13 protein-coding genes and 1 pseudogene are annotated in these 13,358 nt (G+C 28.1%); 9 read left to right on the forward strand and 5 right to left on the reverse strand.

Going from position 1 to position 13,358, the window contains the following annotated elements; genetic code table 11:
* The first annotated feature begins 319 nt into the window (after window positions 1–319).
* Window positions 320–1,255, forward strand: a complete 936-nt coding sequence (locus BUB34_RS06410) for a DMT family transporter (protein ID WP_242948839.1) — start codon at window positions 320–322, stop codon at window positions 1,253–1,255.
* Window positions 1,256–1,373: 118 nt separating this feature from the next.
* Here the strand turns inward: BUB34_RS06410 and BUB34_RS06415 are convergent, their stop codons facing one another.
* Window positions 1,374–2,312 (reverse strand): TIGR01212 family radical SAM protein, encoded by a 939-nt coding sequence (locus BUB34_RS06415; RefSeq protein ID WP_073125592.1) that lies wholly within the window; start codon window positions 2,310–2,312, stop codon window positions 1,374–1,376.
* Between the two features lie 202 nt (window positions 2,313–2,514).
* Here BUB34_RS06415 and BUB34_RS06420 point away from each other — a divergent pair, with 202 nt between their 5' ends.
* The 3 genes from BUB34_RS06420 (at window position 2,515) to BUB34_RS06430 (ending at window position 5,053) form a co-directional block, all read left to right on the forward strand.
* The gene (locus tag BUB34_RS06420; protein ID WP_073125596.1) at window positions 2,515–3,783 is read left to right on the forward strand and encodes a VanW family protein; all 1,269 of its coding nucleotides are present in this window, start codon (window positions 2,515–2,517) and stop codon (window positions 3,781–3,783) included.
* Between the two features lie 151 nt (window positions 3,784–3,934).
* Window positions 3,935–4,363 carry a DMT family transporter gene (locus BUB34_RS06425; RefSeq protein WP_073125599.1) on the forward strand — a complete coding sequence of 143 codons (429 nt, stop codon included), beginning with the start codon at window positions 3,935–3,937 and terminating at the stop codon, window positions 4,361–4,363.
* 39 nt (window positions 4,364–4,402) lie between these two features.
* Window positions 4,403–5,053 carry a Dph6-related ATP pyrophosphatase gene (locus BUB34_RS06430; RefSeq protein ID WP_200787869.1) on the forward strand — a complete coding sequence of 217 codons (651 nt, stop codon included), beginning with the start codon at window positions 4,403–4,405 and terminating at the stop codon, window positions 5,051–5,053.
* Between the two features lie 78 nt (window positions 5,054–5,131).
* On the opposite strand, the gene BUB34_RS06435 is transcribed toward BUB34_RS06430, so the two are convergent.
* Window positions 5,132–6,523 (reverse strand): MATE family efflux transporter, encoded by a 1,392-nt coding sequence (locus BUB34_RS06435; RefSeq protein ID WP_073125602.1) that lies wholly within the window; start codon window positions 6,521–6,523, stop codon window positions 5,132–5,134.
* A 157-nt stretch (window positions 6,524–6,680) separates the two neighbouring features.
* Here BUB34_RS06435 and BUB34_RS06440 point away from each other — a divergent pair, with 157 nt between their 5' ends.
* Together BUB34_RS06440 and BUB34_RS06445 are read left to right on the forward strand one after the other, a co-directional pair.
* On the forward strand, window positions 6,681–7,514 hold the full coding sequence (locus tag BUB34_RS06440; RefSeq protein ID WP_073125605.1) for a MerR family transcriptional regulator: 834 nt from the start codon (window positions 6,681–6,683) through the stop codon (window positions 7,512–7,514).
* Between the two features lie 114 nt (window positions 7,515–7,628).
* Window positions 7,629–8,423, forward strand: a complete 795-nt coding sequence (locus BUB34_RS06445; protein WP_073125609.1) for a hypothetical protein — start codon at window positions 7,629–7,631, stop codon at window positions 8,421–8,423.
* 45 nt (window positions 8,424–8,468) lie between these two features.
* On the opposite strand, the gene BUB34_RS06450 is transcribed toward BUB34_RS06445, so the two are convergent.
* Together BUB34_RS06450 and BUB34_RS06455 are read right to left on the reverse strand one after the other, a co-directional pair.
* Window positions 8,469–9,896 (reverse strand): CehA/McbA family metallohydrolase, encoded by a 1,428-nt coding sequence (locus BUB34_RS06450; RefSeq protein ID WP_073125611.1) that lies wholly within the window; start codon window positions 9,894–9,896, stop codon window positions 8,469–8,471.
* A gap of 78 nt (window positions 9,897–9,974) precedes the next feature.
* Complete coding sequence (locus tag BUB34_RS06455) at window positions 9,975–10,961, reverse strand: zinc dependent phospholipase C family protein (RefSeq protein ID WP_073125614.1); 987 nt, start codon at window positions 10,959–10,961, stop codon at window positions 9,975–9,977.
* 141 nt (window positions 10,962–11,102) lie between these two features.
* Here BUB34_RS06455 and BUB34_RS06460 point away from each other — a divergent pair, with 141 nt between their 5' ends.
* Window positions 11,103–11,606: a hypothetical protein gene (locus tag BUB34_RS06460; RefSeq protein ID WP_073125617.1), complete on the forward strand. Its 504-nt coding sequence runs from the start codon at window positions 11,103–11,105 to the stop codon at window positions 11,604–11,606.
* 92 nt (window positions 11,607–11,698) lie between these two features.
* Here the strand turns inward: BUB34_RS06460 and pdaA are convergent, their stop codons facing one another.
* Window positions 11,699–12,523 (reverse strand): delta-lactam-biosynthetic de-N-acetylase, encoded by an 825-nt coding sequence (gene pdaA / locus BUB34_RS06465; RefSeq protein WP_073125621.1) that lies wholly within the window; start codon window positions 12,521–12,523, stop codon window positions 11,699–11,701.
* Between the two features lie 160 nt (window positions 12,524–12,683).
* On the opposite strand from pdaA, the gene BUB34_RS06470 reads away from it, so the two are divergent.
* Both BUB34_RS06470 and BUB34_RS06475 read left to right on the forward strand, forming a co-directional pair.
* Window positions 12,684–13,028, forward strand: a complete 345-nt coding sequence (locus tag BUB34_RS06470; RefSeq protein WP_073125626.1) for a PolC-type DNA polymerase III domain-containing protein — start codon at window positions 12,684–12,686, stop codon at window positions 13,026–13,028.
* 68 nt (window positions 13,029–13,096) lie between these two features.
* A pseudogene (locus BUB34_RS06475) lies at window positions 13,097–13,358 on the forward strand (transposase); the annotation flags it as partial.

The following is a 13,358-nucleotide window of genomic DNA, read 5'->3' on the forward strand; positions in this document are numbered from 1 at the left end:
AATTATGAGTTATTTATGACTCGGGAAATTAGTAAAACCATATTAAATATCTTATAAGTTAAGATAAAACTATATAATAAGTCATTTATAACTTATTATATAGTGAGTATAAGTCTAATTCAACTTATAATATTTATAATTAATTTAAGTCTTAGAAAATGTATTTATATTTATTGATAGATATATTGGAATTTCAATGACTATATACAAAATGAAGTCAGCATTTTAATTATTAAAAATCTGGCATGGTAATTGCTTTACTTAAATATGGAAATTATATTATAAAAATATGAAATTTGCATAAGAGGGGTAATATATTATGGAAAAGAAAAAAGGTTATATTTTCATTTGCATTGCAGGATTATTGTGGAGTACTTTAGGACTATTTGGAAATGTTTTGATGGGGTATAATCTTACACCAGAACAAGTAGCTTTTACAAGATTGTTTTTAGGTTTTTTGGTACTGACTATATACAGTATTGTTAAGAACCCAAGTGCACTTAAAATAAGTAAAAAGGGAATTATTTACTCTATTATGATTGGTATTGTATGCCAAGGACTTTTTAATTTATGTTATTTCAAGGCTATTAATAGCGTTGGGGTATGCATATCAGCAGTGCTACTATATACATCACCACTATTTTTGACTGTATTTTCAAAAGTATTTTACAAAGAAAATATAAATATTCAAAAAATAGTATCTTTAGGATTTTGCTTTTTAGGAGCTGTGTTGGCAGTTACAGGTGGAAAACTAGATGTAGATAAATTGAATGGATTAGGTCTAATATTAGGTATTTCTGCTGCTATTACATATGCGCTTATGCCTATAATAAGTAAAAATATTTTGAAAGAGTGTTCAAGTATAACAATTTTAATATATGGTTTTTTATTTGGTTCAATATTTATGTTGCCATTAGCAAAGCCTTTAGAAATGTTAAAATACTCTCTAAACCCTAAAATATTAGTTTGGATGTTAGTGCTGGGAATTGTACCCGCAGCACTAGCTTATATATTCTATGTTGAAGGAGTGGCAAAAGGCGTAGAATTATCTATAGCTGGTGTTATTGCATCAGTAGAATTAATATCATCAGTATTAATTGGGTGGACAGTACTAGGAGAAAATTTTTCAATTGTCAAGCTAATTGGTTTAGGATTTATGGTGGTATCAGCACTTATAGCTGTAAAGGCTTCTAAACAAGAAGAACCATTACTAAGTGAGGATATAGAACAAAATACACTACACGAAGCGCTATAATCAATTTAATATTTAATAAATTTTTCAAAACTCTCCCCTATGTTTAATTACATAGAAATAAGAGCCTATCTCAAAGTATAAATTACTCAAGATAGGCTCTTATTATAGTTCAAAAAGATTATAGCTCAAATTTACAACCCTGATAAGAATTTCGAGCCTTTAGAGTATCATCAATCTGATTGAGAACTTCCCACTTTTTTAGGCTCCAAAGAGGTCCTACTAATTCATCTCTTTTTCCATCACCGGTTAACCTATGGACTATCATATTTTCAGGAAGAATTTCTAATTGATCACAAACTAAATTTACGTACTCATCTTGTGTCATTAGTTTCATCATCCCTTTTTCTAACATTTTTTCCATAGGAGTACCTTTTATTACATGGAGTAGATGTATTTTTATGCCGTCGACATCCATTTTAGCTACGGCTCTAGCAGTTTCCATCATCATCTCATAGTCTTCTCCAGGAAGACCGTTTATTATGTGAACAACAGTCTTGATATTTTTTGATTTTAATTTTTCCAAACCTTCAAGAAAAGTATTATAATCATGACCTCTATTTATTATCTTAGATGTAGAATCATGTATGGTTTGAAGACCAAGTTCTACCCATAGGTTTGTTCTTTTGTTTAGCTGTCCCAGATACTCAACTACATCGTCTTCAAGACAGTCAGGTCTTGTAGATATAGAAAGGCCTATAACATCATCAAGTTCTAAGATAGTTTCATACTTTTCCTTAAGAACTTCAAGAGGAGCATAAGTATTTGTATAGGCTTGAAAATATCCTATGTATTTTGCATTTTGCCATTTTTTATGCATCATTTCTTTTATATCATAAAACTGTTTTACTAAATTATCTTTAGGATTTCCAGCAAAATCGCCAGAGCCCTCTTTACTGCAATAAGTACATCCACCAGAAGTTATTGTTCCATCTATATTGGGGCAGGTGAATCCTGCATTTATGGACACTTTAAATACCTTTTCACCGAATGTATTTCTTAGATAGTAATTCCAAGTATGGTATCTTTTATTATCAAATGAATATTTAAATTTTGTCAAAGTTATCACCTATTTTCAATAATATTATTTAGTCGATTTGCTATTAAAATATATTACCATAAATCAGTTGTATTAACAAATCAATCTGATTGATAAATTCTTAGACTTATATGTATTACAATACTGTCACCTATTTAGTTGAATATATATTTATTTAAATTAATAAGATTTATTGACTAAAAGAAAGTAAGGTGGAGATATAATGGACGAAGATATAGACTTAGATGTGGATGTAGATTCAGATGTAGAATTGGACTCTAGCAAAAGAAAAGTAAAACTTTTGGCAGCAATTGTGGCTTTGATGTTTTTATTTATGGTTATGTTTTTAACTATATTAAAATACAGAGGCCTAGTATATCCAAATATATCATTTTATAATCAGAGTGTAGCAAAATTAAATGAAAAAGAGTTGTATAAATTTCTTGATGATGCTGAAAGTAAAATAAAGGATAAAAAAATATGTGTAGAAGCAGGGGGTGAGAATTACTATATAACTGTAGGAAATTTATTGGAAAAAAGTAATAAAAAAGACTTATGTAAGCAACTTACTACGCATAGTGGAAATATTTTAAAAGAATTTGGAATAATTTTGTTAGATGTAAAGACAGATTATAAGCTAGAGTTACATCTAAACAATGATAATCTAAATAAAGAAGTAAAATATATAGCAACTAAAACCAATAATAAAAGTACTGAGCCAAAAGTTAAGATAGATGGTAGTAGTATAAAGCTTATAGAAGGGAAGGATGGCATAGCTTTAAATGAAAAACAGTTAATATTAGGTATTAAGGATATTTTAGAAAATATTGATTTTGATAATAATAATTTAAAGGTTGTTGCAGATTACTCTAAAACCTCACCTAATATAGATATTGAAGATTTAAAATGTATAGACACAAAAATATCTAGTTATTTTACAGGTTATGGTACAGGAGGGGCACGTGGTAGTAACATACAAAATGCATCAAGTAAGTTAGATAACTTATTGATAATGCCTGGAGAGGAATTTTCATATGAAGATACTATAGGACCAACTACAGCGGAGAATGGATATAGAAGTGCACCAGTTATAGTAAACGGTCAATTAAAGAGTGGACTGGGTGGAGGTGTTTGTCAGGTTTCTTCAACTATGTACAATGCACAATTAAAAGCAGGTATACTTCCTTCAGAGAGAAGCAACCATTCAAAACCAGTCAGCTATGTACCAAGAGGATTAGATGCTACTTTAGCAAGTGGAAGCATTGATTATAAGTTTATAAATACCTATGATTATCCATTAGTAATAAATGCGTATACATCATCAGGAAGGTTATATATTGAATTTTGGTCAAATAAGAATGCAACAAAAGGGATAACTTATGAGGCTAAAAGTTATGTTAGTGGTAGAGTTGCAAATGCATATTTGCTAGGGTATGATAAAAATGGAAAACAGGTTTATAAAAGACATATAGATACTAGTGTATATAGATAGATAAGTGTATATAGATAGATAAAATTATATATACAAAAAGCCCCTTACATTATGGTTTTAAATCATTTGTTTAGGGGCTTTTAATTTATTATAGGTAATTAATAAAGGGGTTGTATCATAGTCTTTATTAATGAGTATTGGAGGTGTGTTTGTGTCAAAGTTAATGAGTGTTGTTTTTGCGCTGTTAGCAGGAGGGTCAACTGCTCTAGAAGCATTTATAAATGGTGAATTAGGTAAGAATACAACTCCTATGATTACAACCTTTATAAGCTTGGTTATAGGAGCTATATTTTTTTTGATGAGCATACTATTGATTGGGGACTTCAATGATTTATTATCATTAAAAGATATAAGCCCCAAGCTATTATTGGGTGGAATATTTGGAGGTTGTATAATATACTTTACAGTAAAGGCAATCCCTAATTTAGGGGTATCAAATACACTTACATTGATAGTTGTTTCACAAATTTTGGTGGGATTTTTAATTGATGCCCTGTTTACAAGCCAAATTCAGATGCATTTGTATAAGTACATAGGAGTTATACTTTTAGTTATAGGGACTTTTTTTATAGTTAATTAGGCAAGTACATAATAACAAAAGAAGAGAGGAGTACAGAATTTGATAAATGAAAAATTTGTTATGTCTTTTAGTGGAGGTAAAGACAGTATTTTAGCTTTATATAGAATGATAAAGTTAGGTTATATTCCAGTGGCGCTTTTGACTACAATAAAGAAAGAAGAAGATAAGTCTTGGACGCATGGTCTTACAAAAGGATTGCTGTTAAAAGTGAGCGAGAGTTTAAGTATACCGTTAATAACTGTGGAATGTAATGTAAGTGAGTATGAGACGAAATTTGAAGAGGCATTGCACAAAGCAAAAGAACTAGGAGCTACTATATGCGCTTATGGAGATATAGATATACAAGAGCATATGAACTGGGACATAGATAGATGTACTTCAGTAGGTATAAAAGCTAAATTTCCTCTTTGGAAAGAAAATAGGGAAAAATTAGTATATGAATTTATAGACACAGGATTTACAACTGTAATAAAAACTGTAAATTTAAAATATCTAGATCACAAATTTTTAGGCAAAAAACTTACTGAAGAACTTGTTTTAAAAATAAAAGAAACAGATGCGGATATATGTGGTGAAAATGGAGAATATCACACATTTGTAATAAATGGACCTATATTTAAAAGCCCTATAACATTTACTGAGAAAGGTAAGGTTGTAGACAATGGATATGCTCATTTAATAATAGAGTAATCTAAAAAATAATGTAGTCAAATTTGACTACATTATTTTTTAGATTTATTAATTAAATCTATTTATTTGGTGTTAATATTAATTATTTAAGGCTTGAAGTTTTTCATTATTAGATTCATTATTAGATTTATTACTAGATTTAACATGGAGAGGATTAGATTTTAAAAATACAAGAGATATGAATATACATATAAATTCAGAAACTCCTGTACTTATCCAGATACCTTCTCCTCCGAATATAAAAATCATAGCAAATAAGCTAATAGATATAACCACTAATCCTCTTGATAAAGATATTATAGTAGATAGTATTGGTTTTTCTATTGAAGCGAAAAAACCAGATATTATTACATTGTATCCTAAAAATAAAAACGATACAGAGAATAATCTAAAAACGTGTAGTGAGTATTTAAATAGCTCTGTTTCCATAGGGTTTATGAAAAGAAAAACTATAGGTTTAGTGAATACCATACAAATTATAAATGTTAAAATTGAAGCAAATGTTACGGCTTTTAGACCCATTTTTAGCAATTTTTTTACATTATATAGATTCTCTCGTCCATAATAAAAACTAGAAAGAGGTTGCATTCCCTGAGTTATACCTATCATAGTCATAAGGACTAGTGTATTTATATAGCATATAACACTATATGAGATTATAGCACTTTCCCCAATGTGTTTTAAAAGACTTTGGTTGAAAAGCATAATTACTATTCCTCCGCTTAATTCTGTTATAGAATCTGGGAATCCTATACATATAATTCTTTTTAAATCTTTAAAATTAATTTTGAATTTTGAAAAATTAAGCGTAGAATTTTTTTTGAAAAAATGTACTAAGAAAAAAATAGTAGAAAATACTTGAGATAATCCCGTTGCTATAGCTGCACCTTTAACGCCCCAACCAAACACAATTACGAAAAAGTAGTCTAAAGCTATATTAGCCAATGCAGATATTATGACACCAATAGTTGCAAGGAATGGGAACCCATCTGTTTTTACAATTACCTCTAGAGAATAAGACACCATAAAGAAACCGTTGAATAATATAATTATACTCAGATAATCCTTAATCATTTCAAATGTAGAGTCTGTAGCCCCTAGGAAAATAGCTATTTTATCAAGGTTTAAAAGCGAAAACAATGCTATTAAAACTGACAAAATAGTTATAGTAGCTATATTTAAAGAAAAAGCTTCATTTGCTGATTTTATATCTTTTTTTCCTAAGTAAATTGCTATTATAGTTGATGCACCTGTTGAAAATAATAATGATGTAGCAAAGACAAAGTTAATAAAGGGCATAGATATATTAACTGCAGCAAGAGCCAATTCACCAGCACCCTTACTTACGAATATACCATCAACCATTGTGTATAGCGAGAAAATCCACATTGCTACCACTGATGGCGCTAAAAATTTTATAAATCTTTTACCCAAACTTAAATTTTCGTTAATCGACATATTGTTGTCCATTTATATCACTCCCTCAATAAAAATAATAAACCTTGGTATAATACTAATGTCAACAATTAATATAAAAAAATTTAAAAAGAGGTTCAATTATACGCCTGTGGTATAATATTAGAGTAGAAGATGTTGAAGGATAAGTGGTTCAAATCAGGAGGTTACAATGAAAGACTATTATAAAATTGGAGAAATATCAAAAATTTATGGAATAGGAAGAGACTCCTTAATGTATTACGAGGAATTAGGTATAATAAAACCATTTAGAGATTCAAATGGATATAGGATGTATAGTATATCTGACATATGGAGACTAAATTTAATAAAAGAACTTAGAAGCCTAAATTTCCCAATGAAAAAGATTAAAGAATATTTGGACGATAGGAGCATAGTATCGACTAATAGGATACTAAATGAGGAGATAAAGCTTATAGATCAAAAAATAGAAGAACTTATAGAGCATAAGAAGAATATAATAAAAAGACTAGGTTCAATAAAACAAGTAGTAGAACATACTAACTTAGGAGAAATAAGAATAGTACATATAGACAAGAGAAAGGCTATAAAGTTAAACGGAAATATAAAAAGAGATGAAGACTTTGATTTTTTAATTCAAAAATTACAAAAAGAATATGAAGATAGATTCAATATTTTAGGAAATAATAATATAGGTTCTTTTTTTTCGATTGAGGCAATTAAAAGAGATGTATTCAATGAATTTGAATCTGTATTTTGTTTTTTAGAAGACGATGAAGATATATACAATATAGTTGTTGAGGGTGGATATTTTGTGACATTAAACTATAAGGGAAGTAATAACGATAATAGAAAACATATTAAGAGGATGTTAAAGTTTATAGATGACAATAATTATAAAATAAAAGGAAAGCCTATAGAGATATATAAAATTGATATACATGAGACCGGAATAGTTGATGAATTTATAACTGAGGTACAAATTCCTATACTTATTCAAAAGGATTTAATATTAGAGAAATAATACAAGACTTTGGTAAAAAATGATTATATAATGAAATAAATGCTACTACTTTATAAATCATATCTGAAATCAAAAATAATATTTTGCTATTAATAATGTAGGGAGGAAGCTACTTTGATTGTAAAAATAGATAATCTTTTAGAAAAAAGTTTTTGGGAATATGTATCTTATGAAGAGATTATAAACTTATTTATAATAGGGTATGTAGAAAACTATGGATTTAACAATAAATTTCAAAGTGTATGGTTGCAACTTGAGGATAATGATATAACTTCAGTAATTTTAAAGAGGCATTCTAAGTTAACAATATATAGCTATAAAAATGATTTTGATATAGATGAGTTGATATGTCATATAGAAGGTTTAAATGTAAGTATTATAGATGGCAAAAAAAGTGTAATCGATAGGTTGTTAGAGAGATATGACAGTCTTAAATATAAAAAAGAAAGAAGTTTTTGTACATTAAAGGAAGCGAGAAATATAGAGTTTGGAGATATTAGTAAATATAAAATAAAAAGAGCCTCTGCCAAAGATATAGAAAGTATATATATTTTTTTAGGTGGTCTAGGTAGAAGTATGGGGTTAAAATCAATAGAGGAAAAAAAGCTTGAATTAGAAGATGGAAAAATCAGAGTTTATTTTATAGAGGAAGAAGGCAAAATAATAACTACTGTTTCAACAGGAATAGAAACTAGTTTTTTAGCTGAGTTGGTAGATTTAGGATTTTGTGATAATGAAAAGGGAGTAAAATTGTCTAAATACTTGGTTTATATTTTGAGTAAAGAATTGATTGACGAAGGTAAAAGACCTTGTGTATTTTATGATGGTATGGATTACAAAGAAATATATGATTGTGTAGGGTATAAAAAAGAAAGTGATTGGATAACTTTGTCTAGGTATAATAAATAATGATTAGCCCTAAAATTGAAAGTAATCAATTTTAGGGCTAATTTATTATTTTATCCAAATAGGTGCGCTCAGTGAGGTCTTATTTAAATTTTGAATAACTTTGACATAATAAAATTTATTTTTTTCAGGTTTTAAGGTAAATTCTAATTTTGCGAGGTTTGAGTTATATTTTTTTCGTTTTACAATCTCGCCCTTATTGCTTATAACCTGTATTTCTTTGACTTTATCATTATAATCTTTGTCTATTGCACATATAGAAAAATTAAGCTTTGAAGGATTTCTTAGTGTAGATCCTATGGGAAGATCGTTTATAGTATAGTCTATTTTAATATTTTTATCTTCTGTAGAGTATACTCTCATTTTTTTAAAAGAATCATAAATAGCATCTTTGCTCAAATCAGTAGACAAAACAACTGTTCTAAATTCATTTGCGACTCCAAAGTCAATCCTGTGATTATCTTGACCACAAGTAGGTGCTAGATGCCAACCTTTGTCTAAAGCATATTGATACATATCATGGGCTTTCCTGTTTTTAGTTATATCTGGATTATACCCATTTCCAACTTCCAACAAAGAGATTACAGAATCACCATAAGGTGAATACTTGAAATCATTAAAGGTTCCAAATTCATCGCACGGGTGGTTGAATTGACCTATTAATCCATCTTGATTATATATCAACTTGTAAAAATTATCTAAATTCATATCTGGGTGTTCTGAACATGTAAATCCATTCGAATTAAATATATTTATATGGCCAACATTATCTTGAACATGATGTGGATATGTCATTTCAAATCCACTTAAAGCTATAAAATTTTCATTTAGTATAAATTTATTTCTAGTTTTGATTAGGTCGTTCCACTCAGAACTTGCAGATGCATCTTCTAGAGAGCAATCTAGGTAATTATCTAGCATATTAGAGTGTTCTGTAATTGCAAAAAAATCCAATTTAGCTTTTTCTCGTGCCATATAATAAGCATCCGAGTAAGTACCATGGCCATCGCTTGCACTGGTATGAGCATGTAAAAGACCACGATAATGATTATAAATAGGCGTACCAACTGTAAAGTACCACTCAAAGCTTTTTTTATTTTTAAGAACATCACTAACCTCGAACTTTACTATCTGACTCCCTCTTTTAAATTTTTTTGTTGGAGTGTATAGGATTTTTTCATTTGTTATTTTACAGTCTTTAGTGACATCTTTATAGTTGACAAATAGTTTTATAGATGAAGTATCTATGCCGTCTTCATCTTTATACTTAATATGGATAGATGGCTTTCTGATTATATACTGTTGACATTTTGATGGTGAAACAGATATTATATCAGGTGAACTTTTATTAGCACCAGTATTTTTTCTTAGGGACATACTATTTGACATAGTAGCGATAGTATCATTATTATTTATAAATGAAAAGCCAACTAGTAAAAAAGCAGTAATAAAAATAAAAAGTATTTTTTTTAACATATGATGATCAGTCCTTAGAAGATAAATTTTTATTAATTTATTCTTGCCATATAAGTCTAAAATTATTAAATTATAATTTTATATATTAATATATTTTATATTCCAATCTTGATCGGTTAAAAATGATCTATCATTAAACTCAAGGAGTAATTCTATCATACTTTTTTTATTTGATAGATATAAATCTAATGTTTCTATTAGCTTTAAGTATGACCCTATACTATTGTCGTAGATTTCTAATAGAGAACAAGATGATTTAGTATTATCAAATGGATTTTCCCAGGTATTTTTATTTTCATTTAATAGATCATTTACACAATACTTATGTTCAGCGTAGATTTTACCGTCTATATAACTATTTTTAGAAAGTCGTTTTTTCATAAGAAGGTAAAATCTAGAATAGAAATTACCTCTTGAGTTTAACAACTGTTCTGTTTTTTTAAATGTTTCTATGCATTTAATTACGTCATCGTAGAGTATTGATTTATTGAATACACTTTTTAGTAGAAATTTATACATATCACATATAATAATTAATTCATCTTTTGAAAGATTAATATCTGTGTGCTTATTAAATTGTGATGGCTTTAGGTTTTTAAATTTATTTAGGAGCAGAGAGTCTATATGGGTTTCAATACTTTTATGCAAAAGCCTTGGAGATTTTAGTTTATATTGATCTCTAAGGTTAAATTGCAAACTGTATATATACGGATGCATAGACCTGTCTAATATATAGTGTGATAAAAAACCATATATATAAGACATTGTTATTTCATGAAAATTAGAGTCATCAAATATATGTTTTATATAACTGTTGTTTGTGGAATAGGAAAGCATCCTCTTCAAAAAAATATTTATATTTCTCCGATGTATAAGCTCGCTCATATTTCCTATATTATTTTTAGATATAATCGGCATATAGCTATAGTATGTAAAAAAGTTTGGGCCCTGGCATCCCAGTATATACAAGTCCATATTCTTAGATATAATATCTTTTACTGATTTTATCTGCAAATTATCTAAACAATCCATTGCAAATAGATAATGAGTTATAGAGTTTGGCATGAAAACACCTCCATGTAAATTTAATATTTAATAAAAATATAATATTTATGATATGCATTTTTTAATTGTACATACATGAATATGGATATATATTTAATATAATTTACTATAAGATGAAATTCATCAGAGGAGGGGAAAATCATGTTAGTTGAAGCTATAGAAATAAAAATAAAAAGAAACGAAGCTATTAAGTATTTTTCAAAAAAGGTACCTATAATGAGCAAAATATCTCAGTTCAATAAAAGGATAAGAGATGTAGAACTAGAGTATATAGAGTTTAAGGTTCTAAATTATGAAATAATTAGCAGGTCAAAGAGTAGTAATTGCTTTAGAAATAGTATAAAAAAGCACAATATAATAATGCTTGTAAATACATATAATGGATACTCTGAGTCTATAGAAAGCCCTCCTATAACAGGGAAGAGGTATATAGCTAAAAGTTGTATAAGAAAGGCTAGAACTAAAGATGACTATGTTATAGAAATTGTAAAAAATCAAATAATTAATTTTTTGGGAAAAGGTGGTGTACTTAAAAATTCAGATAAAATAGAAATACAGGATATTAGTATAAAAGAAGTCAAAACCATATACAAACCGTACTGGACAGTAAATTTTGCTGGGAAAAATTTACTTATAGATGCATGAAGTTTTGTAGATATACAATTTTACAATTAAAGGATAAGTGATTGACTTTAACTTATCCTTTAATTGTTTGATTTGAGATAATACCTTATAAACTATTTATTTTTTGTTAGATAATCTAGTGTTTTAAGCTTGTATCCTTCTTTAGTCCAGTGAGTTAAAACATCATCAAGTATTTCCGTATTAGTCTTAGAATTTGGGTGCAATAAAACTATAGCACCAGGATGCGTTCTAGAGTAAATTTTTTCTTTTGCATATTCAGCTGTAGGTTGTTGGTTTTCATACCAGTCTACATAAGCAAAGCTCCAAAATATAGAGCTATACCCTAAGTCTTGAGTATATTTTAAGGATTGTTCACTAAATTTTCCCATAGGAGGTCTGAAATATTTAGGCATATTTTTTCCAGTAACCTTTTTATAGGTATTCTCTACAGAAGAAATTTCAGATTTAAATTTTTCAAAGTCTACTATTTTAGCCATAGAAGGATGATTTTTAGAATGATTACAAACTAGATGTCCTTCTTTTTCCATACGTTTTATAATTTCAGGGTTATTTTTTATGTAGCTTTCGACTACAAAAAACTGCGCAGGAGCATTATGTTTTTTTAATGTATCTAATATCTTTTCTGTATTTCCGCTTTCATATCCAGCATCAAAAGATAAGTATAAAACTTTTTCTTTAGGATCACCGACATAGTATGCGTTGTACTTTTTAAAGAAATTAGCCTCCTTTATTGGCTCAGGTTGTTTGCCATCATCCCTAGGGTTAAAATACCAATTGTACTCTTGGGTACTAAGTTTTGGATTGAAAATTAATGTTTTTGATTTGCTTAGCAAGTCAAAATTAGTACTTACAAGTACTGCAAACATTAAGGTAAAAATAGTTATTATGATATAGTTTCTCGTATTACTCTTTTTCACAAAATCACCTCTCAAAGATTTATTTTAAGTACTTTGTATTTTAAATATATTTTTAATAGTTACACTTAAGATTATTCACATATTTTACTTTAAAAATTCTAATAGTAAAGTTAATATATAAAGAGATGATAGTTTAAAAGAAATTAGAAGGAGATAAATTATGGATTGTCCTGTATATGTAAAAAAAGAAGATAATATGTTTAGTATATTGGATAATATAGTTTTTTTAGATATAGAAGCTAGTGAACTAGATCCAAAAAAGTCAGAGATAATAGGTGTAGGAGCAGTAAAGGTAGATGAGGGGAGTATAGAATTATTTGAAAGTACAGGTAGTTTACAGGATATATCTTTTCATTTTAAAAATTTTTTAGGTAATAAAACAATTATTGTTCATAATGCAGATTTAGTAATGCGTTTTTTAAAATACAATATGCCTGAAATAAAAAACAAAATATTGGATTCGATGGAATTAGTAGTTATTTTAGAGCCATACCATACTGGATAGGTTACACTTAATTATACAATAAAAATTCGGACATGATATAATAGATAAAAGGAAATTGGAGGTCTATCATGTCTAAAAGATATAATTATGAGTTTAAAAAGCAAATAGTAACTTTAGTTAATAATGGTAAAAGCCCTAATGAAATAGTAAAAGAATATAAGGTGGCTAGATCTACTGTGAATAAGTGGGTTAGCGACTATAATGGCTCAGGTTCGTTTAAGGCTAAAGATAATAGAACTGAAGAAGAAGATGAATTAATAAAACTTAGAAAAGAAAATCAACAATTAAAAATGGAAAATGATATTTTAAAGCAAGCGGCGCTGATAATGG

The sequence above is a fragment of the Asaccharospora irregularis DSM 2635 genome (assembly GCF_900129815.1).
In the GTDB taxonomy this organism is placed as follows: domain Bacteria; phylum Bacillota; class Clostridia; order Peptostreptococcales; family Peptostreptococcaceae; genus Asaccharospora; species Asaccharospora irregularis.